The 26,849-nt window shown below is 40.9% G+C and carries 19 protein-coding genes; 13 read left to right on the top strand and 6 right to left on the bottom strand.

The features are described 5' to 3' along the window. Positions 1-432 precede the first annotated feature (432 nt). The gene (locus B9T29_RS04780) at positions 433-1,011 is read left to right on the top strand and encodes a hypothetical protein (RefSeq protein ID WP_086174821.1); all 579 of its coding nucleotides are present in this window, start codon (positions 433-435) and stop codon (positions 1,009-1,011) included. A 287-nt stretch (positions 1,012-1,298) separates the two neighbouring features. Here the strand turns inward: B9T29_RS04780 and B9T29_RS04775 are convergent, their stop codons facing one another. Beyond that, positions 1,299-1,631, bottom strand: a complete 333-nt coding sequence (locus B9T29_RS04775) for a hypothetical protein (RefSeq protein WP_086174820.1) — start codon at positions 1,629-1,631, stop codon at positions 1,299-1,301. Between the two features lie 356 nt (positions 1,632-1,987). Between B9T29_RS04775 and apbC the strand changes: the two genes are divergently transcribed. Then, on the top strand, positions 1,988-3,265 hold the full coding sequence (gene apbC, locus B9T29_RS04770) for an iron-sulfur cluster carrier protein ApbC (protein ID WP_086174819.1): 1,278 nt from the start codon (positions 1,988-1,990) through the stop codon (positions 3,263-3,265). Between the two features lie 150 nt (positions 3,266-3,415). Here the strand turns inward: apbC and B9T29_RS04765 are convergent, their stop codons facing one another. After that, entirely contained in the window at positions 3,416-3,964 is a 549-nt protein-coding gene (locus B9T29_RS04765) for a DUF2062 domain-containing protein (RefSeq protein WP_171263981.1), read from the bottom strand. Between the two features lie 271 nt (positions 3,965-4,235). Here B9T29_RS04765 and B9T29_RS04760 point away from each other — a divergent pair, with 271 nt between their 5' ends. The 6 genes from B9T29_RS04760 (at position 4,236) to B9T29_RS04735 (ending at position 11,619) form a co-directional block, all read left to right on the top strand. Next, the gene (locus B9T29_RS04760) at positions 4,236-4,829 is read left to right on the top strand and encodes a LysE family translocator (protein ID WP_086174817.1); all 594 of its coding nucleotides are present in this window, start codon (positions 4,236-4,238) and stop codon (positions 4,827-4,829) included. A 125-nt stretch (positions 4,830-4,954) separates the two neighbouring features. Then, positions 4,955-5,524, top strand: coding sequence for a dCTP deaminase (gene dcd, locus B9T29_RS04755; protein WP_086174816.1), 570 nt, complete (start codon positions 4,955-4,957; stop codon positions 5,522-5,524). 246 nt (positions 5,525-5,770) lie between these two features. Then, positions 5,771-7,243, top strand: coding sequence for a hypothetical protein (locus B9T29_RS04750; RefSeq protein ID WP_086174815.1), 1,473 nt, complete (start codon positions 5,771-5,773; stop codon positions 7,241-7,243). Positions 7,244-7,250: 7 nt separating this feature from the next. Next, complete coding sequence (locus B9T29_RS04745) at positions 7,251-7,904, top strand: hypothetical protein (RefSeq protein WP_086174814.1); 654 nt, start codon at positions 7,251-7,253, stop codon at positions 7,902-7,904. A 26-nt stretch (positions 7,905-7,930) separates the two neighbouring features. Beyond that, the gene (locus B9T29_RS04740) at positions 7,931-10,198 is read left to right on the top strand and encodes a DUF6160 family protein (RefSeq protein WP_086174813.1); all 2,268 of its coding nucleotides are present in this window, start codon (positions 7,931-7,933) and stop codon (positions 10,196-10,198) included. Positions 10,199-10,221: 23 nt separating this feature from the next. Beyond that, positions 10,222-11,619 carry a hypothetical protein gene (locus B9T29_RS04735; protein WP_086174812.1) on the top strand — a complete coding sequence of 466 codons (1,398 nt, stop codon included), beginning with the start codon at positions 10,222-10,224 and terminating at the stop codon, positions 11,617-11,619. Between the two features lie 63 nt (positions 11,620-11,682). Here B9T29_RS04735 and B9T29_RS04730 read toward each other — a convergent pair whose 3' ends face one another. From B9T29_RS04730 to B9T29_RS04715, 4 genes are all read right to left on the bottom strand, one after another. Then, positions 11,683-13,398, bottom strand: a complete 1,716-nt coding sequence (locus tag B9T29_RS04730) for a proline--tRNA ligase (RefSeq protein ID WP_086174811.1) — start codon at positions 13,396-13,398, stop codon at positions 11,683-11,685. A gap of 96 nt (positions 13,399-13,494) precedes the next feature. Continuing rightward, positions 13,495-16,599, bottom strand: a complete 3,105-nt coding sequence (locus tag B9T29_RS04725) for an efflux RND transporter permease subunit (protein ID WP_086174810.1) — start codon at positions 16,597-16,599, stop codon at positions 13,495-13,497. Between the two features lie 23 nt (positions 16,600-16,622). Beyond that, positions 16,623-17,750, bottom strand: coding sequence for an efflux RND transporter periplasmic adaptor subunit (locus tag B9T29_RS04720; RefSeq protein WP_086174809.1), 1,128 nt, complete (start codon positions 17,748-17,750; stop codon positions 16,623-16,625). 61 nt (positions 17,751-17,811) lie between these two features. Further along, positions 17,812-18,456 carry a hypothetical protein gene (locus tag B9T29_RS04715; RefSeq protein ID WP_086174808.1) on the bottom strand — a complete coding sequence of 215 codons (645 nt, stop codon included), beginning with the start codon at positions 18,454-18,456 and terminating at the stop codon, positions 17,812-17,814. A gap of 280 nt (positions 18,457-18,736) precedes the next feature. Between B9T29_RS04715 and pilG the strand changes: the two genes are divergently transcribed. The 5 genes from pilG to B9T29_RS04690 all read left to right on the top strand — a co-directional run bounded on the left by pilG (position 18,737) and on the right by B9T29_RS04690 (position 26,845). Beyond that, complete coding sequence (gene pilG, locus B9T29_RS04710; RefSeq protein WP_086174807.1) at positions 18,737-19,120, top strand: twitching motility response regulator PilG; 384 nt, start codon at positions 18,737-18,739, stop codon at positions 19,118-19,120. A gap of 23 nt (positions 19,121-19,143) precedes the next feature. Continuing rightward, the gene (locus B9T29_RS04705) at positions 19,144-19,512 is read left to right on the top strand and encodes a response regulator (protein WP_086174806.1); all 369 of its coding nucleotides are present in this window, start codon (positions 19,144-19,146) and stop codon (positions 19,510-19,512) included. A 5-nt stretch (positions 19,513-19,517) separates the two neighbouring features. Continuing rightward, on the top strand, positions 19,518-20,054 hold the full coding sequence (locus B9T29_RS04700) for a chemotaxis protein CheW (RefSeq protein WP_086174805.1): 537 nt from the start codon (positions 19,518-19,520) through the stop codon (positions 20,052-20,054). Between the two features lie 45 nt (positions 20,055-20,099). Continuing rightward, positions 20,100-22,172: a methyl-accepting chemotaxis protein gene (locus B9T29_RS04695; RefSeq protein ID WP_086174804.1), complete on the top strand. Its 2,073-nt coding sequence runs from the start codon at positions 20,100-20,102 to the stop codon at positions 22,170-22,172. Between the two features lie 173 nt (positions 22,173-22,345). After that, a complete protein-coding gene (locus B9T29_RS04690; RefSeq protein ID WP_086174803.1) occupies positions 22,346-26,845 on the top strand; it encodes a hybrid sensor histidine kinase/response regulator in 4,500 nt (1,499 codons plus the stop codon). The last annotated feature ends 4 nt before the right edge of the window (positions 26,846-26,849 follow it).

Here is a 26,849-nt window from a genome sequence, read left to right as displayed (position 1 = left end):
AATTTTGGCTTTACGAACAATTTTTAGTTTCTAAAATGATTTATGAAAGAAGTCTAATGGTTACTCTAAGAGGATATCTAATCCTTTATTCCAGCGAAAAGTTTTCTGCGGTCGCTGAAACTTATATCCCTATATGTATTCATAATTTGGAAAGAGCTAGAAATAAATTCAATTCCCTCATTCTTTCGAATCTGTATGTGACAAAAAATTATACAGTTCTCTAAATACGTAAATTATTGTGTCCCATTGAGTTTGTTTGTTATGAAATCTGTGTATTGCGGTACATGACGTTGATGGAATAACTCAATTTGGTTAAAAATAATCAACAAAAAAATAATCATGTTTTATTCCGTTTTAGTTATAGGGCAAAGTTGAGTCATATAACTTGAGTTAGGGGTCACAAACATAACCTCCTGTTCGGAGAACAAGACTATGAATTTCCTTAAAATATTGATGATTACCGGATGGGTTGTCCTATCCGTACCGGCCATTCTGGCAGCGGAGACTAAGGGTGGCAAATCAGGCAGCACCCCAGCAGCTGACCAGAAGGCTATCGCCAGTGCCATGAGCGCAGCACCCAAAAAAGTGGGGGCAGCAGCCACCATTGTAGCCATAGGCACAGATGGCAAGATGCGTACCTTGCGTAAAGGTAGTAATAGTTTTACCTGTATGCCGGATAATCCGACCACTCCCGGTCCAGACCCGATGTGCATGGACAAGGCAGCCCTGGAATGGGCGGAAGCCTGGATGGGTCACAAACCACCGACTGTAGGTAAAATCGGCTTTATGTACATGTTAGAGGGAGGAACCGATGCCAGCAATACGGATCCCTATGCCCAAAAACCTACCGCGGGTAACCACTGGATCAAGACGGGTCCTCACGTCATGATTGTCGGTGCTGAACCCAGTTTCTATGACATGTATCCTAAAAATGCCCAGCCGAATACTGCTGTACCTTATGTCATGTGGCCCGGAACGCCTTATCAGCACTTGATGATCCCGGTTAAATAAATCTAAATCTGGACCAGGGTATACCGTTGCAGTCATGATTCTTTAGGTGCAAGTACATTTCTGGAGATAAACAACACATCCTGTAGTGCAGCGGTTTGCTGTGCATGCCGCTGCACTAGATTCATGAACTTAAAGCACAGGCCTGTAGCGAATGTGAATGGCTCAAGGAAACAGCCACTGATACCCTGCACAAATTAAAAAATAATCAGACTTAGATCTGCTTGGCTTTAAAGTTATTTTGTAGCTTACACTATCCACTTTAACCATTTTTTATAAATGATTTTGCATCATTCTTTTGTAATTTGATCTTTATTAATGTCCTGATCGGTATTCAGCCATTCAATTTTTTTCACCCGATCGTTCACGATGGTAATGGTATAAAGCATATTTTCAACTTCATAAGTATAATGCATGGCCAGATAACGGTTTTTACCTTCTTTGAATTCACGTGTAATCATGGAGCTCGGAGACAAATGCATACGACTTTGCATGTCGGCATAAGAATCACCCAAAATGATGGACTGGCCCGCTGGCGTGCGTATTGATGATGTCTCGTTTGCTGCGTGAGTAAATGATACTGCTGAAAAAAACATAATTGGAATTAGATATTTAAATAACATGTTATCCCCAAAATAAAATGACAATCAGAATAATTTATCAATATAAAGAACAAAATAGCAGCATGTCTGTAGCAGAATTATTAACAAAATTATTAATAAAATAAGCACGATGTTGGACAGATTATTTTGACTTAAGGCTGTTTTATCGTGAGTATCTACATGTTCTTTATAACATAGGTGTGCAAGACGCCTTATGGGCGTAGATAAAATCCAATACTGAATATTGCAAGTTATAGATTTATTTGTATTTACAATCGCATTCATCAAGCTATATAGAACAGAACTATGCTTAACCTTCGCGGCATTTAAAGCTAAACTATACTATTCAGCTGTATGTCCGTACTTGGAGTAAACTTATGTCGTGGCTTTCTTCGCTTAAATCTGTGTTTTCACCCGCGCAAGAGGTGAAGGAGGAAGAAATCCAGAATGTGCTACAAGGCTATATCTTGCCCAATTCCAAGCATGCCCTGAAAGACCGAATTACTCAAATTAATGTAGAAGGTCAGGTATTACAAATCACCATTAATACTTATCCTGAAGAAGCTAATCATCTACAAAAAATTCATGATGATTTGGCCGATGCACTGGAAAAATGCGGCATTCAGGAACTGAATATGCATGTCATTCAGCAAAAGCACAAACAGGGTGGAAGCTGCACTAACCATGATCATGAAAAAGATGGACATTGTGGTGACAATAAAGCCCAAACTTCCACTGCATCTTCAGCCCAAAAACTTCCGCCTGTCGTAGATGCTGCTGGACAAACAGCTCAAGCTGAAAGCAACAATGCAGAAGATCCTAATAATCCACCGATCCAGAAACCGGCACCGCAGCAAAGAGATGTGCCCAAGCATCCACGTATTCAAAATGTGATTCTGGTTTCGTCGGGTAAAGGGGGGGTGGGTAAATCTACAACCACCGTCAACCTTGCTTTGGCCTTACAAAAACTGGGTTTAAAAGTCGGTGTTCTGGATGCAGATATCTACGGACCAAGTATTCCTACCATGCTAGGCAATGCCGGACGCACTCCCATGATTGAAGCAGAAAATTTTGTTCCGCTAGATGCGTATGGTCTGGCCGTGCTTTCCATTGGCCATTTAACTGGAGATAACAACACTCCAGTTGCCTGGCGTGGTCCGAAAGCGACCGGTGCTTTAATGCAATTATTTAACCAGACTTTATGGCCAGACCTCGATGTGTTGATGATTGATATGCCCCCAGGAACAGGCGATATTCAATTAACCCTAGCACAGCGTATTCCGGTGACAGGCGCGGTTATTGTCACCACACCGCAAAATGTTGCTTTACTGGATGCAACCAAAGGCATCGAACTGTTTAATAAAGTTCAGATTCCGGTGATGGGTGTAGTGGAAAACATGTCGACGCATATCTGTTCGAATTGTGGTTATGAGGAACAGATTTTTGGTACAGGTGGCGGTGACAAATTAGCTGAACAATACCATATTCCTTTACTTGGGCGTTTACCGTTAAATGTGCAAATCCGTGAAAATGCCGATTCCGGGAAACCTTCTGTGCTGGTAGGAGATGATGCTGCGGAAAGTTATATGGCCATTGCACAGAAAATTGCCGATCAATTGCCAAAAGTAGAAAAACCACAAAATAGAATTTTCTAAATTTGTTACCTGATTAAAGTCATATCTTTGAAAAGCCCAACCTTGTTTGGGCTTTTTACATCTTGAATTTAGCTTGTATTTGCAATAACAGACAATGCCTTAGGTAGCACTAATAGATTAAATAGTGAGTCATAGCTAAAAATGGCATGATTACTGCAGATCTCGGCGCCGTTTATGATGCAGGATAATATTCCATCGCCACAATAGTCGGGTAATCACGAATAACGCAATGGCAAAAATGAAAGCCTCTAGTAACAACCCCGATAATAAAATTTTTGCTAAACTTAAATCGATATGTCCATGCCCAAAGTGGGTGATAACGTGGCTGATCTGATGTAGCACACCCAGAATCATATCCTTATCAATCATATTGACCTGGAATATTTTACTGCCTAACCAGAACCCCAGATACAGAATTGGAACTAAGGTAAAAGGATTGGTTAGCCAGGCCAGACATAAACTGACCGGGAGGTTGACTTCAAATAGCAATACCGTCAATACAATCAAAATACTGTGAAACGGTAAGGGCAACATGCCCCAAAACGTGCCAATAAAAACAGCTTTTGAAATGGACTTTCTGTTCACGTACCAAAGTAAAGGATTTAAGGTGCGTTGACCAAAAATCTTCATTACTTTCATCTCTGCAACTTTTTGCGGTGAGGGAAGCCATGACTGAAAGAACTTTTTTGCCATAAAAATCGGCCGTTTAAATGATGGAATATTGTGCCTGAATAGATCCTTGAGGGACAGCTCAAGCCGGCTAAATGTAAATCATCAACCTTAAAATAGTATTTATTGAAACTTTTTCTAACAAATGACTCATAAGTGAAATTGTAAGTGTTTATTATAATTTATTGAAATTTAAATAATTTTTAAAATAAACTCTGTGTTTTTAAAAGATATAAAATTTCTGATTTGCTAAGTACAATAAACTCATTTACTCTTCGCGCACTCTATAGAGAGGTCGCATATGATTTCGTGGTTATTCATTGGCTTGGTTATTACCATTTTATTAACGCCTGGTCCAACAAATACATTGCTGGCATCTTCCGGTATTCAGGTTGGTGTACGTAAATCATTACGATTGATTCCTGCCGAATCTTGCGGCTATTTAATTGCCATCACTGTTTGGGGCATGGTCATTGGAACAGTTTCTGCTAAATGGCCAATCCTTCCTACACTATTAAAGCTTCTCAGTGCACTTTATATTATTTTTCTCGCCATTAAACTCTGGAAAACGGCAGATATTGAAGCCAGTTATAATCAGCCTACCATTCGTGCGCGTGAATTGTTTTGTGCAACTTTGTTAAATCCTAAGGCTTTACTCTTTGCTTCGGCAATTTTTCCAAGCACAGCTTGGCTCACAGTACACAACTATTTCCTCCATATTGCTATGTTTCTGCTATTAATTGTGCCGATTGCCTTGTTTTGGACATTTATTGGCTCAATTTTAGCGTCAAATAAAGTGCGTTGGTTAAATCAATCTAATTTGCAAAAAACCGCTTCATTGATTTTGCTGAGTTTCTCTATCCCTCTTAGCTATTCTGCTCTTTTAAATCTTTAAATATGGACGAGGGAAATGTTCATTTTGTAAAAAATGTCATCATCACCGGTTCATTATTTCCATTACGGTAGATTTCAGTTAAAGTACAGCGCAATAATTGATTTAACTATTTTTGGATACAAATAATGGCAATTAAGTCTGATCGTTGGATTCGTGAAATGAGCGAAAAACACGGCATGATTGAACCGTATGCAGAAAACCAGGTACGTTATGATGAAACTGGTGAAAAACTCATTTCTTATGGTGTTTCAAGCTATGGTTATGATGTTCGTTGCGCACGTGAATTTAAAGTATTTACCAATGTCCATTCAGCAATTGTCGATCCAAAAAACTTTGATGATAAAAGCTTTATTGATATTGAATCGGATGTTTGCATTATTCCGCCCAATTCATTTGCCTTGGCCCGCACAGTAGAATATTTCCGTATTCCACGTAACGTATTGACTGTATGTTTAGGTAAATCGACTTATGCACGTTGCGGTATTATTGTAAACGTTACTCCACTTGAACCTGAGTGGGAAGGTCATGTGACCCTGGAATTTTCAAACACCACCAACTTGCCAGCACGTATTTATGCCGGTGAAGGTGTGGCCCAAATGTTGTTCTTTGAATCTGATGAAGTATGTGAAACCTCTTATAAAGACCGTGGGGGTAAATACCAGGGTCAGACCGGTGTGACATTGCCGAAGGCATAAGTACAATAAATAATTGAATAAGCGGATCATTTTGGTCCGCTTATTTTTTGCTTCCTTCATTCATCGGAAACTGTGTTCATTCGGCCAGTTTTTTTTGCAATTGCAATAATATTCAGCATAATAAAAAGTTGTACAGACTTGGTAATAACATTGTCGTAATGACAAATAAATAAAAATTCGGCATACCAAGCATAGGATGAATTAAAAAATAATGATGCGGAGCATCTGATAAAAAGGAAGGTCGTGATGACTCAAAGTTGGAATAATACAAGATTTAAAAAATCTTGTTTGGCGAGTGTGCTCGCAGCTTTACTACTTAGCCCATCAGTTTATGCGCTTGAATCTTTGTCAGATGACCATCTTTCTGAAACTACCGGTGAAGGGATCGCATTATTGCCTGAAAACTTTAAGATGGTCTTTCAGGGTCCTAACGATATTTCTACTGCTTCAAGTTATAACAATACTGCTATTGCTGCGGCAGACAAACCTAAATACGACACTGGTTTTATTCGTATTATTCCAGTAGGCGAGAACTATACAGGGACGACCGCGACAGATTTAACGTCTAAACAGACCAAAGCAGATATTTTTATTTATGGTTTGGCATTATCTAAAACTAATAATGATGCCAATGCTCGTTTTAGTAATACAGGTTTTAACTGGGGAAGCACAGCAAACCCATGGTTGCTTCGTGCAGGTTCTGAACAAAATGTACCCCAATTTAGTACTAACGGTACTATTAGTTATATTGCGCTTGAAGCCCCATTGGCAAAAGTCACAGCAGATAGTACCGAAGACAAGATTAAGCTCGGTTTCTGGACAGATGCATTTTCACGAAAATGGGCGTCGAGTAATGCAATTAATCCTGTGACAGGTGCGCCTGTAGCCAATTCAACAGATGCAACGAATGTAGATGATACGGAGTTAAGCAAAAGTCAGCGTATGCGCTTACAGGTCGTCGCCAATGGTTTAAGTATTAATGGATCACAAGTTCGTTTATTCCAGACGCTGACTTCAGGGACTGCACAATATAACCAGACTTTAGGAATGGCATCTATCCTAAGGTTGAATACCAATTCAAACCCTGCAAATTTAACTTTTGCAAATACAGCTGCGAGTAAAACTGCCCTTGATGCGAATGTATTACGTATGAGTACCGCCGCTAGTGATGATGGTATTGGAGCTACCCCAGCTCTTTTTGCAGGTCGCTTAGCCCCAGTATTTGATAGTAATGAAGGTTTATACCTTTACAGCCCAAATATTAATTTAGTGCTAGGTAATATGTACCAGCCTTTTATTGTCGGTTCCGAGGGACGTAACATTGTGTTGGAAGTGACGGCAATTCCAAAGGTTGCAGATGTGTATAAGAAAATTTATACCGACTATTCACTCGCTTATTCTTCTGTAGGTGCTAGTAGTGATTACAAAGGTTCTACTTGTAATGTTTATGTTTGCGGTTATAACACAAGCCAAGTTGTAGCAAATGGATCAACAGTGAATTATCAGGGAAACAATGCCACTCATAGCAGTATTGCTATTGGTGGAGTTAGTTATGATTCAACAAAAAATTTATTAAATGCCGATAGGACTGGTACCACGACTGGTGTGGTATTTAGAGGTCCAGGTTCTACACCGACTGCTTCTGCGGTGAATTTAGGTTCGGCTGCTATTGATGGCATGTTAATTCAACATTTGAAATTTAAGACAACGGGACTATAGGGGTGGAATGCTTATGAAATTATTTTTTTATCCTGTCCTCATTGTCTTTTCGAGTTTGGTTCATGCAGATCTTGTAGGTTTAGATATTACAGAGTTGACTGATGTAACTGGACAGGGCGGAGCTGACTTAAGCTGGACATTGTCCTTAAACCATAAGTATGCCAATGATATGTCACTACAAGATATTTCTGATAAAAGCAAAGCATTCAGTGCCTTGACCACAAGTGATGTTAACTATGTTTACAACTGTACCAACGACATTTTATGCCGTCTTGCGATTTCACCTAACAATCATGTGGAAAATGGCAATCAAAAATGGTTAGTGTTTAAAAAAATCCAGGGAACATTGCAAATTGACCGTTTCTCCATGGATGGCTCGACCATTACCAACAAAGATGGAAATCCACAAACGGCAATGCAACTTACTTTTTATGATAATGCACCTTTAAAAATTAGAAATTTAGGTTTTGCTGGATTGTCTGTGGAAAGTGGGGCAGAAGGATACTTAAATTCAGAAACTTATGGCACAGAGGCTGGCATATTCGATAAAGGATTAGAAAAAGGATTCATGGGGTTGAATGCACATGGGAATTTACATATCTCAGGTAACCTCAAAATTTTTAGTTATAACTGTGCTGGGACTTCAACTAGTCGCTGCTAGTCAGCTAAGAATTTAAGAATAGGGATATGAGAATGAAAATAATAAAATTAAATATACTGACAGCCTGCATACTTATTGCTCAGCATGGTTATGCTATTCAAGAGTTAAGTGATCAATCACTAAGTAGTGTGACAGGACAAGATGGAATTTCTATTACGCATGAAATGTCGAAAGCGACAATTACTCAGGCGAATTGGATAGACTATACAGATCAAGGTAATATGAAACTTGGTTTGCAAGGTGTGGAAATTACGGGTAATGGCCAAACAAAAATTTTAAGTAAATTAGACTTCGACGTAGGTGCAACTGCAAATGGCACAGGTGTAAAAATAAAAGCCAGTGTGTCCCCTTTTCAGGCGGCAGTGCAAAACATCATGTTGATTTGTGATACCTGTACCACCGATAAACAGCAAAGTTTAGGTTCTTTAAATATTAAAACAACTACACCGTTTGTCATGAATCTTGAAACAACAAATGGATTATTTAACCGTGATGCGAAAGCTCATCTTGATCTTAATCTGCAAAATGCCAGTATTAGTTATGGGTTAAACAACAATAATCTGATTTTGAAAGATTTTAACTTTAATCTTGCAGCAGATGGTTATTTGTACATTGACCGTAACGAGGGTATTGTCTTAACTACTAAAGCTAGAGATGGTTCAGACAACCTGGTTGATTTAGGGCGTGTACAAGATACGAGTGATGTTAGTTCAACACGAACGGGAGCGGATGCCCCCACCAATCCTGGGGTGAATATTGATATACGTTATGGCACTGGAACTACGCAGAATAACGTTATTCGTATGGGGGCATCAGGCGCAATTGCCAATGGTAAAATCTTTATAAATTCTGACCAAAGTGGTTATCAGAATTTTCATCGTAATACCAATGGTATCCTGACAGGCACTCTAACCGATTACCAGGCTTTAGGTGTAGGTGGTTTGCATTTTGGTATGTCTGGAGAATTTACTCGTACAGGCAATACCTTACTTGGTACAAGCCATAAGCCTACAACTTTGGAAATTGGTCATACTGGACATGGCAGTTATGCCATTGAATTCTCAGATCTGGCACCATTAAAAATACGTACTTCAAATACTGATGTTACTCAATTAAATAGCCAAAATGCCTATATTGATTTCGGTGATATTTATATTAATACTGTCAGTACTAATAATTTAAATTTTATTTATAACGATACCATTGAGAAAGTTTTAGGTAAAAACCCGACAGATTCAAACCAAATTACCTATGCCATTAATGCAGCTAGCACAAAGCAAAATGCGGCATTAATTGCTGTGCGTGGTTTTGATTTTCAGTCTATTGCACGTACAGCACGTTTTATTTCAGATAATTCAATTGCGAAAATTGACAACCAAACTGCCCATTGGGGTATTGGTATTCCAATTTATAATCTGAATGCAAACTTGGCATTATTTTCAAAAAGTTATAAGTATAAGACTGCAACGACTGACAGCCAAGGGCTGGGCTATAACCTTGTCTTTTCGACTGATGGTTATGGTATTGATCAAAAAACGGGTGAGCCTGCAACAACGTCTATTATTGTAGTTGACGGTGGAACTGGTTCATTTAATGAACCAGTAAATTATTATGCTGGTCTTAGAAATATTGATTCCTACATGAAGTCAGATGGATTGATTGGCTTTGAAAATGATGGAATTTATATTAAGGCAGACAATTTATTATTTGCTGCTAAAGCTGAAATTGCGATTGGACAACTGCCAGGATCTTTATATAACTGTCCAGTTGAAACCCCAAGTTGTACTACTAAAAAAATTGTACCCATTGATAATTTTGCCCAAAAAGACGATGTGTTGTCTTCTATTGCATTTAAGATAGATGGTAAAGGTGAGCTATTAATTATTCCGGGATCGGAAAGTCCAACTGGTACTGCGGATACGAATTTCTTATCGTTAAAAGCGAATTTTGAATTTAACCCGCCAGGAGTAACAGGTGGAAATGGCAGTTACTTCAGTATTATTAATGAAGATACCAATACAACTACTAATGCAATAACGTCATCCAGTGTCAATCTAAACAAATTGCAAGGGCGTATTGGTCTTGAGTCTCGTATCAAAGTAAAAAGTGATACCGTGGTGATGGATAATCAAATCAAATTTAATTATGAAAATACAATCAACTCAACGATCACCAACAAGGTATTAAAAGCGGAATTGGCATTGTCTCCTACAGCAGGAACAATGCAAAAAATAGCAGATATTGCGATTACAGGTGGGACTATGCGCAGCACGTTAGGGATAACACCGCGTTAAAACAAATACCAAGGGTAAAGAAAATGAAAAAAACAATATTTGCAGGCATTGTTGCTTTAGTCTTAGCATTTGTAACATCCACAATGTCTTATGCAATGACGAGTCTAGATGATCAGTCACTTTCGGATGTAACGGGACAGGCTTTGTTTACACTTACTAAAGAGACTGATGCAACCCAAAGCCTGGATTTTTTTAAACTCGGTTTCCAGGCAGAACTCTCTTTAAATGCCAATATCAAATCACTACAGTTGGGCTGTGGTGGCGATAATGGTGCAGATAAATGTGATATTGATATTTCAGATTTATCTTTTGGTTGTGTCACAAATGCCTCTGGAACTTGCATTACATTACCTGGTGTAGCCGGACAACCCACAGGTGCAGATTTTAATAATGCGGAGTCTAATCAAGCGGGTTTAAAAGATTTTGTATTAACCAATCCTTTTTTTCAGTTTGCAATCAAAGGCGGAAGTAACGCAGCAACCCGCCAGGTAGTGGGTATTCGTTTAGGGGCAGATAAAGCGGTAGGGCCAATGAGTATTGGGAGTTTAGCCTCCTATAGTGGTTATTTGACAGGGAAGACAAACCTTAATATTGCTGCACAAACTAATATTGCTGTGACTTGTCAAAAAGGTACAACAGGCTGTACAGATGCTAACGCTTCTAAATTTTCAACAGGGTTTACAATTGATAAGTTGATTGGTGCCGATGATGTTTACACTAAGGCTGATGGATTTTTAGGGGTAAATGATGAGGAAATCTTAAATTTAGCAATTGTTAAGGTTCGCTATAGAGATTTAACTATTGATACAACGGCAGCATCTTCTGCAGCGGATGTAAAAGCAGCCGGGACACGACTCACACAAGTCAAAATTTCTAACTTGGGATTAGGAAATACAGTTGATGATGTAGTGAGTGGTTTAACTGTAAATCAGATTTGTGCGACACCTTTAATTGGAAGTGGGTGTGATGGAATTACAGGCCCGGGCGTAGCTAATACCTTAATGCCTTTACTTGAACAAGGTATTCAAATCTATATGAAGGAACAAACATTAATTGGTTTGGGGCAAGCAGTACCAGCTCGAGGAAGTCTAAGCAAAGGGGATTATAGCGCTCTTTTAACCAATACTTTAAATGCTTATAAGCTGCCATATAACTTAAACAATGTTCACCAACTAGATGTGGACTCAAGTTTATTTGGTATAGCTTTAACTGCTTTAGACAGTATTAAATATCCGGGTTATGAAGAAGCTGTAGGTAAGGGCTGGTCAATGTATCTTCAAGATGCTTTTACCCTGAATATTAATGACTCATTAACCAATTTGATGTCAAATATGGTGCAAAATGGTAAGGCAGCAGCAGGTAATATTACAACTTTAGCGCCAGCTTATCGGAACTGCTTTGGCTCTTTAAAATTCTGCTAATTGTAAAATTTATAAAATAAAAAATCCCGCTATTGAAGCGGGATTTTTTATTTTAAAGACCAATTACTTTGCAATTTTTGCCAATAATTCTTGTTTAGAGATATTTACAGATTCAGCATCGGTACGACCTTTATATTCGAAAGTACCTGCATCCAGACCTTTTTCACCAATCACAATACGGTGTGGAATACCGGTCAATTCAAGGTCGGAGAATTTCACCCCTGGACGTTCGTTACGATCGTCAAGAAGTACATCATAACCGGCTGCTTGAAGTTCAGCGTAGAGTTCTTCTGCAGCAGCCAATGCACGTGGTGATTTATGTGCATTCATTGGAACTATGGCAACTTCAAAAGGTGCGATTGCTGCTGGCCAGATAATCCCTTTATCATCAAAGTTCTGTTCAATGGCAGAGGCTACCACGCGCGTTACCCCAATACCGTAACAACCCATAGTCACAACCAGTGGCTTACCATCTTCGCCTAAGACCTTACAGCCTAAAGCTTCAGAGTATTTTTGACCAAGCTGGAAAATGTGCCCGACTTCAATACCGCGTTTGATTTGTAGTGTGCCTTTACCATCTGGAGATGGGTCGCCTTCAACCACATTACGCAAGTCATAAACTTCAGTAAAGGTTGCATCACGTTCCCAGTTTACGCCAGTTGCATGTTTGTCGGCTTCATTTGCACCGGTAACAAAATCAGAAAGGACTGATGCTGCACGGTCAACAATAACGGTAATGCCTTTTTCAACTAAACCTTGAGGACCGATGAAACCTGTGGTTAAACCCAAAGCAGAAATTTGTTCTTCAGTTGCAAAAGTTAAAGGCGCAGCAATAGCGGCATGTTTTTCTGCTTTAATTTCATTCAGTTCATGGTCGCCACGAAGAAATAAGGCAACGACTGGAACATTGCCATTTTCATCCGTGATACCTTGTACGAGCAATGCTTTTACAGATTGCGCAGCATCGGTACCTAAGAAGTTCGATACATCAGCAATAGTTTTTTGATCTGGTGTATCAACCAGTTTCAATTCTTGGGTTGCAGCTGCACGTTCACCCACTAGAACAGCTTCAGCCATTTCAACGTTCGCTGCATAATCAGATTCGGTAGAGAAGGCGATATCATCTTCACCACTTGAAGCTAAAACGTGGAATTCATGTGAGCCTGAGCCACCAATTGAGCCGGTATCGGCCTGTACTGGGCGGAAGTCTAAGCCCAAACGGCTAAAGATACGGCAGTAAGTGTCGTACATCACGTCATAAGTTTCTTGTAGAGAAGCTTGATCCACATGGAATGAATAGGCATCTTTCATGATAAATTCACGTGAACGCATCACACCAAAACGTGGACGTACTTCATCACGGAATTTGGTTTGCACCTGATAGAAATTGATTGGCAGTTGTTTGTAGCTTTTCAATTCGTTACGTGCAAGATCGGTGATGACTTCTTCATGCGTTGGGCCAAGCACAAAATCATTGTTATGACGGTCTTTGAAACGTAAAAGTTCTGGACCATATTGCACAAAACGGCCTGACTCTTCCCAAAGGCTTGAGGGCTGAGTCACTGGCATGAATACTTCCAGTGCTCCTGCACGGTTCATTTCTTCACGGACAATCGCTTCAACTTTATTTAGCACGCGTACGCCCATCGGCAACCAAGTGTATAAACCCGAAGCCAATTTACGAATCATCCCCGCACGTAACATGAGCTGATGTGAAATTACTTCAGCATCATTTGGGGTTTCTCTTAACGTAGCAAATAAAAAGCGACTCGCGCGCATGGAAACTGTCCTAATAATTAAGCGTTAAAGCATAAGATTATACGATAAAAAATGAGGTGAACATTTCAGAATGTCACCTCATGTCAAGTGAGTTTATTATGCCATGATTTTGCCGATTTGGCGCATCATAAAATTCTTAAAGTCATCCAGATAAGTAAAGATGACCGGCACAACCACCAAAGTTAATAGTGTAGAGGTAATCACACCACCAATCACGGCATGTGCCATAGGGGCACTCTGTTCGCCGCCTTCGCCCAGGCCCAATGCTAGAGGAATCATCCCCATCACCATGGCACTGGTGGTCATTAAAATAGGACGTAGACGGGTTTTACCCGCTTCAATAATGGCGTCATAACGATCTACTCCTCGATCCATGGCTTTTTTGATGAAGTCAATCAACAGGATGGCATTCTTGGTCACCAATCCCATCAGCATGATAATGCCAATAATGGAAAACAGATTCATGGTGGAATTAAACAGGAATAAAGCCAGGAATACCCCAATTAGCGAGAGCGGAAGGGAAGCCATAATCGCCGCAGGATGAATGAAGCTGTTAAATTGTGAACCCAGTACAATATAGATGAACACAATGGAAAGGGTAATGGCGGTTAAGGCATAACCTGCTGATTCTGCCATGTCTTTATTTGCGCCCTGCGTAGCAAAACTATAACCTGGTGGTAAATCAAAGTTATCTTCAATTTTTTTGATATCTGCACCAATATCACCTGCAGGTCGGCCTGCTGTATTGGCTTTTACCAGTACTTCACGAGCCAAATCACGGCGGGTAATTTGCGATGCCCCCATTGTTTCGTTAAAGGATGCCACACTCGCCAGAGGTATTAAAATAGGCTGGCCTGAAGCATCGGTTTTCTGTGAGTTCAAATAAAGATTTTGTATATCGCTCGGTAGGGTGCGTCTGTTTTCGGTCAGGCGAAGATTGACATCATAGGTTTCGCCTTTTTCATCTTGCCAGGTGGTTACGTTATCGCCTGCAATTAAGGGGCGGATGACACTGGCAATTTGATTGACAGAAAGGCCTAAATCACTCGCCAAGACCCGATTGATATGAACTGCCAAGGTCGGCTTAGGTTCTTTCAGCGAACTTTCAAGATCGACGATACCTTCTACTTTAGAAATTTCTGCAAGAAAGCGATCGGAGATTTTTTGCAGTTCGTTTAGATCGGGTCCTTTAATGGAAATAAGAACTGGCTTTTGTCCTCCAGAAACAGTTTCATCTGCAGAAGCCACAGAAGTAATGGTAATCCCAGCTACGCTTTGTAGGCGCTGGCGAAACTCGTTATTCAGTTGGGTCAGTGTTTTAGCACGTTCCAGGCGAGGGGTAACCTTGACGCGTATGCTGACATGGTTTTTACCACGATCCGTTACCCCATTAATAATACTGTAGGTATTACGCACCTCTGGATGCTGACGAAGAATATTTTCAACTTGTAATAGCTTGGCTTGTGAATATTCGAGTGATGCATCCACTGGTGTTTCAAATTTAATCCGAATTTCATTTTTATCTGGAACGGGAACAAATTCGGTACCAATTAATTTGGATAAACCTAAGGCGCCAAAAAGTGAAGCTACTGCCACTATCAGGGTTAAAATACGGAAGCGGAGTGCCAATTTTAACAATTTTTCATAGTAATGGCTTAAATGATCAAGCCTGTTGGATATCCAGTTAAAGAAGCGCTTGATTCTGCCGGGTTTCTTGTTTGGATCATGTTTTTCAGCCCAGTGCGCAGAAAGCATGGGATCGAGGGTAAAGCTGACAAACATCGAAATCAGCACTGCAGCACTGACGGTTACCCCAAATTGATAGAAGAATTTACCAATAATTCCGCCCATAAATGCCACCGGTAAAAATACCGCGACAATGGTGAGCGTGGTAGCTAAAACTGCCAATCCAATTTCTTTGGTTCCATCCAGTGCCGCTGTAACCGCATCTTTACCCATGTCGGCATGGCGGACAATATTTTCGCGCACTACAATGGCATCATCAATCAGCAGACCGATACTGAGGGATAATGCCAGCAAGGTCATCATGTTAATAGTGAAGCCAAAAGCCCAAATAAAGGTCAATGTCCCCAACAGGGAAATCGGTAAGGTCAGCCCGGTAATGGCTGTGGAGCGAAAAGAACCCAAGAACAGCAAAACAATCAGAACAGCGAGAACCGCACCTTCAATAATGGTACGTGCAACATCTTTAATACTGCCACGAATACCTCTGGAGCTATCGACGGCAACCTTAGCCACAGTACCCTCGGGTAGCTGTTGCTCGATTTTTGCTAGGGCTTTATAGCTGGCATTGACCACATCAATGACATTGGAATCCGAATTGCGCAGAATATCAATCGCGACCGCAGCTTTACCATTTAAATAAGCACTTGATTCCAGATCGGCTTGACCATCTTCAATGCTTGCCACCTGTTTTAAGTAAATAGGAGCACCATTTTTATTGGCAATAATCAAGTCACCAAAAGCTTGCGGATGAATCACCTTAGACTTGATTTCCACCACCAGTTCTGAGGTCGGCTGTTTTAAAGTTCCTCCCGGAACTTCAATATTTTCACCTTTCAAGGTATTGATGACCTTGTCTACACCGATGCCAAAGCTTTGCAGTTTTTGCGGATCGACCTCAATACGAATCTGGCGTTGGGCATCGCCCAGTAAATTGACTGTACCAACGCCCGGTACAGTTCTAAGTTGCGGGACAATTCGCTGACTTAAATAGGAGCTCAGGTCGCGTAACGGCATATTGTCTGATTCAAAAACAATCGACATCACCGCATTGGCAGTCGGATCATAACGCTCAACAACAGGATCTTGAATTTCATCACGGAACTGGGCAGTAACAGGAGCAATTTTATCTCGAATATCCTGTGCTGCAACGGCAGAAGACATATCCAGATTAAATTCAACAATAATGGTCGAAAGCCCTTCACTAGACTGGGAAATAATCTGTTTTAAACCTGAAATGGTGTTGATCTGATCTTCCATTTTTTTTGTAATTTCAGATTCAATGGTTTCAGGAGAAGCACCCGGATATGAGGTATACACCACCACAAATGGAAAATCGACATCGGGAAACTCTTCTACGCCCATGCGTTGCCAAGATGCCAGCCCCAGTACCAGTAAACACAACATCATCATGATGGTGAAAACAGGATATTTAACACTAATTCGGGTAAACCACATAAGAACAATCCTGTACTTATTTTTTATTCTTTATTGATGATGACCGTTTTATGAATGTCCTGGTCATTAAATTTAATACGGCTAATCTGGTCGGTGTTTTGCAGTCCTTGCACGACAGCCAAATTATCCCGATAGCGTTGTTCCAGAATGACCAGATTGACCTTTTCAATTTTGTTCTGGCGGATCACCCAGACATAGGGTTTAGCTTTAACATCCTGAATCACATCAAGTGGAATGAGCTGACCTGAAACCTGGGTTGAAGCAAGAATGTTGCCTTCTACGAAAGAACCGATACTGAGTGAGTTAATGGTTTCATTCGGTCGGGCAAAGAATTCAATCTGGCGACTGGCAGGATCGGCAATAGGGGAGACTCGAGTTAAAACCGCAGTCAGTTGCGCTGGATTACCTTGAATAGTGTATTCAATCCGTTGTCCCACTTTTAACGCAGCCTGCATGTCACTTGGCAATTTGGCCTGAATTTCCAATTGATTCGGATTCACAATTTCAAACAGGGTCTGGCCAGCAGCAACGGTTTGGCCAGCATCGACCTGACGCTGGGTAATCACTCCGGAAATTGGACTATAAATAGTCCCTTCACGCTCGGCTTTTTGTGCAATATTCACATTTGCCTGCTGTGCATGCACATTTTCCAGTTGCGCCTGATAGTCGACAGCAGCCTGTTCATATTCAACTTTGGAGATAAAACCTTGATCCAGTAAGCGCTGTTTACGTTGCATCATATTTTTAGCCAGATTGGCCTGCGCTTGTGCCGCTGACAAATTGGCCTGAGCTTGCGCTAAACGTGCAGCATTGTCTTGATTATTCAGGCGAACCAAGACCTGTCCCTTAGCGACCGACTGTCCGACCTGTACATAGACCTGGGTTGCAGTGGCAGTGACCTGAGCCTGTATGCTACTTTGATTGACTGCACGAAGCGTACCGGTAAAAGCACTTTTGGCGACAGAAGTGCCATTCTTCACGGAAACTAGATCTTTTTCAATTAACTCAATTTTTGTTGTTGTTTCTACAGGTTTTTCTATCTCATTTTTTTGGCAAGCTGTTAGAAGTAAAGTTAAACACAGAACGCTGCCGGTTAAATATTGCTTATGGTCACTTAATTTAGATTTTTTCATATGCTGTCCAGCTAGCATGTAGCGTCATCCTTTTTATTTGTTGTGACTTAAATTAAGTGCTTCATAGCATAAATGCAATTTATTCAAGTGCTTTTAAGCGAGCGATAATATTGTCGTATTCTGCTTGTGTATTTCGATAATGAATTTGTAACGATTGAATCATTTCTTTTTTTGCTTCAATGTTCTTCTGATTGTTTTCTAAATTATTTTTTAAGCTGCTTGGCAGGGCTTCAGCTTTACGCAAGTGTTCAAGCTGCTGACGTTTAAAGTAGATCCGGTCAGTCTGTAATTGTTTTAACTGGTCTTGCTGGAAGGTAATTTGTTTTTTAATACTGACTAATAAGTCATTACGTTTTGTAATTGCAACTTGACTGCTACCATAAGCTTTTTTAAGTTTCAAGTCTGCTGCCCGTTTCTGGGCATGCGCTGCACGTAAGGGAGCCTGTTTGATCTCCAGTTCGCTATTGAAGGCACGATTACGTTTGATCACCTGCATGTTCTGATCCAAAGCTTCATAGCCATGGCGAATATGGTTGGGGGTAACGTTACTGCTAATATTGGCCACACCTCTGCTGTCATAATAACGATACCAGGTGGCTTTAGGTGGCGGATTTTCAGCAAATGCCGATACTGCCTGAAAAATGATGAAAGAAAGAAAAATGAATCTTAAGGTCATTTTTTTTTGTGCAATGAAAGCAAGTTTGTATTTAAACTGACTTTGCATTGTAACCCCCGAATAAAAGTTGACTAAATTACTTATTTTAAAAGTAATAAATAGGCTATCTTAGACTTAAAATAAGCAATAAAAAACCTCTGTCTGTCAAAAAAAAATCATTGGTCGGTAGAAAATGTGAAGCTGTTATTGAAAATAAACGAAAGTGAGTCTTTGTACGGAAAATGTTCATTGAAAAGGCAAGTAAAGATATGTTAAAAATGTTTTTAACTTGTAATAAAATTTTCGACTAAAATTGTTTGTACATTCTAAAAATCGGAAGGGTCATTAAATGGACGATAAATTCCACAATCTAAAAGTGATGGTGATTGATGATTCAAAAACCATTCGTCGTACAGCAGAAACATTACTACAACGTGAAGGTTGTGAAGTCGTGACCGCAGTAGATGGTTTTGAAGCATTGGCAAAAATTGCTGAAGCCAATCCGGATATTGTTTTTGTAGATATCATGATGCCACGTTTGGACGGTTATCAAACTTGTGCACTTATCAAGAATTCACAAAATTATCAAAATATTCCAGTCATTATGCTGTCAAGTAAAGATGGTTTATTTGATCAGGCAAAAGGTCGTGTTGTTGGTTCGGATGAGTATTTAACTAAACCCTTTAGTAAAGATGAATTGTTAAACGCTATCCGCAATCACGTAACAGCATAAGTTTATTTTTATTGGGGAAAAGCATGTCACGTATCCTTATCGTTGATGATTCACCTACAGAGACATTTCGTTTTAAAGAAATTTTAACCAAGCATGGCTTTGAGGTGATTGAAGCGGCAAATGGTGCTGATGGTGTCACAATGGCACAAGCAGAACTGCCAGATCTAGTGTTAATGGATGTGGTAATGCCTGGGGTAAATGGTTTTCAAGCGACACGTCAAATTGCACGTGGTACGACAACAAAACACATTCCGATTGTGATTGTTAGTACCAAAGATCAGGCAACCGACCGAGTTTGGGGGAAACGTCAGGGGGCGAGTGATTATTTGACTAAACCTGTAGACGAAAAACAATTAATTGATGTGATTAAACACCACCTCAATGCAGGATAAGCTCTATGGCAGCTAATGGATTTATCGAATTACTTCGGCTGGCGAAACGTGGCAACAAAAACTACGTTACCACTGAAAATGAAGTAAACCGATGGTCAGGCATTGCTTTTGAGATGATGGGGCAATATTTTGTTGCCCCTTTAGGTGAAGTATCTGAAGTGATTTACCCGCCTAAATATACGCCGGTTCCCAATACTCAATCTTGGGTAATGGGTTTGGCCAATATTCGGGGGCGTTTACTTTCAGTAGCTGATTTGGCGCATTATATTTCGGGGCATCGAAGTCAGTTTTCACCGACTCAAAAAGTATTGTGTATTAGTCACAATGACCATTATGTCGGTTTGGTGGTAGATCAGGTTTTGGGGATTCAACACTTTAACAAGAAAAGTTTCTTTTCTAAACACAGTGAATTAGACAGCAATTTACAAGAATATTGTCAGGGATATTTTTATCAACATAATCAACACTGGCATGTTTTCTTATTTAGTCGTTTATTGCAAAACCCAAAATATATGAATGCCTCTATAAAATTTATAAATTAATAGTCGCACGCTAAAGAATGATAGCGCAACTCGGGGAGAAGCTGGATGGGCTTTAAACTTAAAAAGAAGAATACAAGTGAAGGCACCAGCCGTAAGGGTGGGAATGCTTTATTAGCAAAGATTCAATCACAAACAGAGCAATTATCACGTGTATTTGGTGACAGTGAAAAGTCCAAACCCTTAATTTTGGGCGCAGCATTTTCTCTGGTCGTAGCACTATTCCTATTATTGTACTTATTCTATAGTGTGCCACGTAATAACGAATTGACACGTAGTGTCGGTGACTTGCGTCTGTTATCACAGACCATTTCACGTCAGGCTACTGATGCAACAGCTTCTGGAACCAAAGAATCGATTGATAAATTAGTTCAATCGCAAAAAAACTTTGCTGAAAACTTGGAGACGGTTAAAGATATTCATCCACATACGGCTGCATTGATTGAAGTAGAAAAGCAGTGGAGCACGATATCAGAAGGGATTGATTTAATTTCATCTCAACAAAAAATGATTAACCAGCTTTACGATACCAACATTGCGATTGGTGAATCGATTCCGGGGATTCAGGCAGAATATAACCTGATGGTTGACCAAATGGCACGTCAAAACATGCCAAGTAACCAGGTGGTGATTGCGAAAAACCAGGTATTTATTGCAGAACGTATTCTTCGTTCGATCAGTTCTGTATTGGCGGGTAGTGATAACTCACGTGAATCTGCAGATGACTTCAGTGCCGATACTGAAACTTTTGGTTCTTATCTGAATGCCCAGCTGAATGGTAGTGCAGAACTGGGTGTAGAGCGTATTACTGATCCAGCATTACGTGAATCGCTTAGCGGTATTAAAAGCGAATATGATGATGTACTGAAATCTGCATCTGCAACGATCCTTAAAAACTCGACTCAAATTGTAAAAGTACGTCAAGCTTCTGCTTCAATTTTTGCCCAGTCAGATGAATTGTTAACCAATCTGAATAAGCTATCCGGCGGTTCAAGCTTGGCGATTGCACTTCCTGCATTGCTATTAATCTTGTGTCTGGTTGCTTTCCTGTTTGCTGTATTCAAATTACTTGCATTGCGTGGCCAGTCAGATAAACAGCGTGTAGCAAGCTTGCAAGAAGAATATGACCGTAACCAAAACGCGATTTTACGTTTACTGGATGAAATTGCCGATTTGGCAGATGGTGACTTGCGTTCATACGCAACGGTATCTGAAGATTTTACCGGTGCAATTGCCGACTCCATTAACTTCGCGATTGACCAGTTACGTGACCTTGTATCGCGTATTACCGATACATCGCAAGAAGTTGCGCAATATACCGCCAATACGCAGGGTATTACCAACCAGTTAGCCGAAGCATCTGAACACCAGGCGCAAGAAATTGCCGGTGCATCTGCCGCAATTAATGAAATGGCAATGTCAATTGACCAGGTATCTTCAAACGCTGAAGAATCGGCAGTCGTTGCAGAACGTTCGGTAAAAATTGCTGCCAATGGTGCGGATGTTGTAAACCGTTCTATTGAAGGTATGGATACCATTCGTGAGCAGATCCAGGAAACGTCAAAGCGTATTAAACGTTTGGGTGAGTCTTCTCAGGAAATTGGTAACATCGTTGCCTTGATTAACGATATTGCCGACCAAACCAACATCCTGGCATTGAACGCTGCAATTCAGGCATCGATGGCAGGGGAAGCAGGTCGTGGTTTCGCTGTGGTAGCCGATGAGGTACAGCGTCTTGCGGAACGTTCAGCATCTGCAACCAAACAGATCGAAGGCTTGGTAAAAACCATTCAAACGGATACCAACGAAGCGGTAATTTCGATGGAACAAACCACTTCAGAGGTTGTACGTGGTGCGAACTTGTCTAAAGATGCCGGTGTGGCACTGGATGAAATCCAAAACGTATCGAGCAACCTGGCGAAATTGATTGCCAACATTTCTGATGCTGCAAAACTTCAGTCTGCTTCTGCAGGTCATATTGCAACCACGATGAATGTTGTACAAGAGATTACCTCGCAAACCACCACAGCAACATTCGATACAGCACGTTCGGTATCTGAATTGGCAAATATGGCCGAATCATTACGTGAATCTGTAACTGACTTTAAATTACCTGACTAAGGTAAGACTAAAGCCTTGTGATGATATACCTTGCTTGCGGGCAAGGTATATCCGAAAAACACAGATAATGCATCGACAAGATGAACTTAACTTCAAAGTTAGGTCTCGCGTGATGGTGACAATTAAGTTTGAGTGCCCTTCTTGGTGGCAAATCAACGTAAGAAGCCTAAGCTATGAAAGAAATATTAAAAAATTTAGTTGAAACGACAACGCTTCCTGAAGATAGTTATCTTGATCAAGATGCAGAAATTTTAGAAATTTTTGTTGAAGAAATAGAAGAGATCTTCGTTGAATTAAGTACTTTATTTGTTCAATGGTTTGAAAATCCACAAGATCAGGAAACCTTGACTACGATTCGTCGCCATTTCCATACCCTTAAAGGCTCTGGACGCATGGTGGGGGCAAAGTCGTCTGGCGAATTGGCGTGGTCGGTTGAAGATACCTTGAATCGTGTCATTTCCGGCACAGTAGTTTTGGACAGCACAGTTCAACGGTTTGCTCAAACTGTATTTAATATTTATCAATATAAGTTATACCCAATTTTTAAAACGGTACAAAATGCTGATATCGACTTAAGACCTCTCGTATTATTGGGGCAGCAAATACAGCAGCAGGTCAGCATAGAGCCTGCATTAGAAGAGTTACTTGAGCTGTCTAGCAGCTTGACCAGTGTAGATAGCCCCACTGGCTTAGAGTTACATGACCTATCATCCAGTGAAATAGAAATTGAAGCAGCAAGCGAAACTGCTGCTGAAGAGCCTGTTGCAGCAGAAGACAATAATTACCTTGAAGAAACGGTTGCAATCTTTATTGAAGAAGCGGAAGAGCATCTGCTTACGATTGATCAGTTCCTGAAAAATGAACCGGAAAAACAGCAGGATTATAATGGCCTGATCCGTGCCTTGCATACCTTGCGTGGCAGCTCTTCAATGGCTCAAATTGAACAAATTTTTGAAGCCAGTACCAAGGTTGAAAACCTATTTAAAACGCTTTTACAAGAAGAGATTGTTTCTACATCGGCACAGACTGCTTTGCTGATTCAATATGCTGAATTTGTCCGTGATTATTTACATACCTTAAGACAGGGGCAAACCCAGAAGCTGGATGCGATTTATGCCACCTTTAACACGGCATGGGACAGTTACGGTTTCACTTCGATAGAAGTGGATGAAGATGTCAACCCGCAAGGTCTGGTATCGAAGCTTGTCGAACTGAATATCGACTTGCTGTTGGATGCAGAGTTCGAATTCGATAAACGCGCCAAAGTTGAATATCCGGAATATATTCAGGCTTTAAGTGAACAGGCACAACAGTTATTGAATCATACCGATAACCGTGCTGCGATGGGTATTCATCAATTTACCAATGAATTGAAGTCTAGCTATGAGGCACTGGTATCCAAGCCAGAACTGCTTAATATTGATTATGCCTATGAATTGTTCGGACAGGCTCATCAAGAATTTATTCATCTGTTTGATACCCTGGCAGCGGGTCAGCGCGTTATTTTAACGGAAGATGTTCAGAAAATACTGAGTGACCTAGCGGCCTTTGTTCAGCAAGACCTTGAACAGTTTGAAGCTGAAGAACCGGGTGCTGAAATTCAAGCCAAAGCAGTCCCAGCTATTGCTTCAGGCAGTGTGGATCTGGCGCAAATTTCACAAAAAATACGTTCAGATCGTGCGCAAATGCATGCCGCTGATGCAAACAGTGATTTTGATGAAGATTTGCTGGAGATCTTCCTGGAAGAAGCAGAAGAATTGTTAGGCGGGATTGATCAGGACTTGAATACCTGGTCGAAAGATCCATCCGATACAGCGGCACTGAATAATTTAATGCGTTATTTGCATACCCTCAAAGGTGGTGCAAATATGATTCAGGCGACTCATATTGGTTTAATCTCGCATGAATTAGAAAGCATTTATGAGCGGGTGATTCGTCAGCAAATTAAAGTCAATCCACAACTCATTAGTATTATTCGTTTAGTACAAGATGATCTTTCCGATCGTATTCAAGTCATTCGTGATGAGCAGATTGACTATGCTGGTACTGAATCGATTGAAATTTTACGAAATATTCAAGCGATCGCTCAAGGTAGCGTAGTGGTAAGCGCTGCAGTTGCAGAAGTCGAAGCGATAGCTGTACCTGAAGTCGCTACTGAAATTGAAGAACTTGAAACTACAATTGAAATTGAAGCCGAAACTGAGCCTCAAATTGAAGCAGAAGCTGAAACAGTTGCTGAGGAATTAGCAGAACCTGTGGTAATTTCAGCCGCAGAAGTCGAAACAGTTGCTGAAATTAGCTTGGCAAGTCCGGTTCATGTTGAAGATCCAGATGATAGTATCCGTTCAATTGCACAGGAAACATTCCTGGAAGAAGCAGAAGAGATTCTGGAGTCTACGGATGGCCTGTTGAAGCAATGGTTTGATCAGCGTAGTGACCGTAGCTTGCTGCTTCAATTACAACGTGCAGCCCACAGTTTGAAAGGTGGTGCGCGAATGGTTGAAAATGAACCGGTAGGGGCCATTGCCTACCAGTTGGAAACCACATTCGAACGCTTTGCGGTGCATCAGTTCAACTCGAATGTTTATGACCTGTTATTGCAAACAACCTTTGCATGGTTAAAACAGGCGATCTTCGAGCAAGATTACAGTAATTACGACAGTATTAAGTTAAGCTTAGAGTCAATTGAATTTGTTGATGTAACGGCGAAACTGCCAAATCGTGCCACTCAGCCCGATACGCTTACAACGGTTAAAGCCTTTGAATTCGTTCAGGGTGATGGTACGGAACCACCGGCAATGCTGGGTGAATGGGGCATAAGTACTCAACAGGACAACAGCAATGAAATGATCCGTATTTCTGCCGATCTGGTGGAAAAAATGATCGATTTGTCTGGTGAAAATGCGATTAACCGTTCGCGTATTGAAATGGACTTGGGCCAGTTTGGTAATACCCTGAACGAGATGGAATTGGCGATCAAGCGTCTGGCTGACCAGTTGCGTCGAATGGAAGGTGAGCTAGAATCGCAAATTATTGCCAAACATGGTGACACTTCACGTTATGCTGACTTTGACCCGTTGGAGATGGACCAATATTCATCATTGAACCAGTTGTCAAAATCACTGGCGGAATCTGCATCTGACTTGGTGGACTTTAAAACGACCTTGTCTGAAAAGATTCGCGATACCGAAGGCTTATTGTTACAACAATCACGTATTCAGGCCGAGATTCAGGAAAGCTTGATGCGTACCCGTCTGGTACCATTTGACCGTTTATTGCCACGTTTGCAACGTATTGTGCGTCAAACCTCATCGACCTTGAATCGTCCAGCGGAGTTAATTGTTCAAAACACTGAAGGTGAATTGGACCGTAACATTCTTGAACGTCTGGTGACTCCGTTTGAGCACATGCTACGTAACGCGATTGACCATGGTCTGGAAGACACTCATGTACGACAGGAGCTACAGAAGCCTGAAGTTGGGAAAATTGTCCTCAATATTAGCCGTCAGGGTACTGACGTACTGGTGTCGTTCAGTGATGATGGTAAAGGGATTGATGAAACCAGAATTAAAGAAAAAGCGCTCAGCTTGGGTTTAATTAAAGCCGATCAATCCATTGATAAGCAGGAAATCCTGCAATTAATTTTCCATCCTGGATTTACTACTGCCAAAGAAGTGACCCAAATTTCCGGACGTGGTGTTGGTCTGGACGTGGTGCAAAGCGAAATTAAGGCGCTGGGTGGGCATATTTCCATCGAGTCTGAATTGGGTAAAGGTACTACCTTTACCATTCGGGTACCGACCACAGTAGCGGTAAGCGATGCCTTGATGGTGAAATCTGGTGATCAGCAGTTTGCGATTTCACTGGCACAAATTGACCGTATTGTACGTATTGCACCATCTGCGCTGGAGCAGTATTTCAACAGTAAAGATGACTTCTTTAAAATTGATAATACCAGCTATAAACTGCGTTACTTGTCTGAATTCGTATCCAACCAGCCTTTACCGCGTTTAAGTAGTATTGCGCATTCTTTACCCGTGCTACTCATTAAGGGTAATAATGGGCAAACCATTGCCTTATTGGTAGATCAGCTGATTGGTTCACGTGCACAAATTGTGGTGAAACCGATCGGTCAGCAATTCTCAAGTGTGGGTGTCATTGCCGGAGCAACCATTTTAGGTGATGGTCAAGTCTGCCTGATTTTGGATGGCCAGAATATTGCCCGCCAAATTCAGAGTACCCAACGTCTTAAACATCTGTCTGATCAGCGTGAACATTCTCGTTATAGCAATGCACGCCGCCTGATTATGATTGTGGATGACTCGGTGACTGTACGTAAGGTGACCTCACGTTTACTTGAGCGTCAAGGCTTTGATGTGGTAACAGCCAAAGATGGTGTAGATGCCATGGAGCAGCTGGAAAATGTCAAACCAGACTTGATGTTGCTGGATATTGAAATGCCACGTATGGACGGATTTGAAGTCACTAACCTGGTTCGTCACCATGACGTGCATCAAAACTTGCCTATTATCATGATTACTTCAAGAACAGGCGAGAAGCACCGTGAACGTGCATTCAGCCTTGGGGTAACGCACTATATGGGTAAACCGTTCCAGGAAGCGGAATTACTGGAAAATGTGGAAAGTTTGTTAGACGAGACCAGTCAGGGGTAATTAA

It is taken from the genome of Acinetobacter sp. ANC 3903 (genome assembly GCF_002135315.1).
Classification (GTDB): domain Bacteria; phylum Pseudomonadota; class Gammaproteobacteria; order Pseudomonadales; family Moraxellaceae; genus Acinetobacter.
Note: the sequence above shows the minus strand (reverse complement) of the source record. Positions and strands in the feature narration are given on the sequence as shown.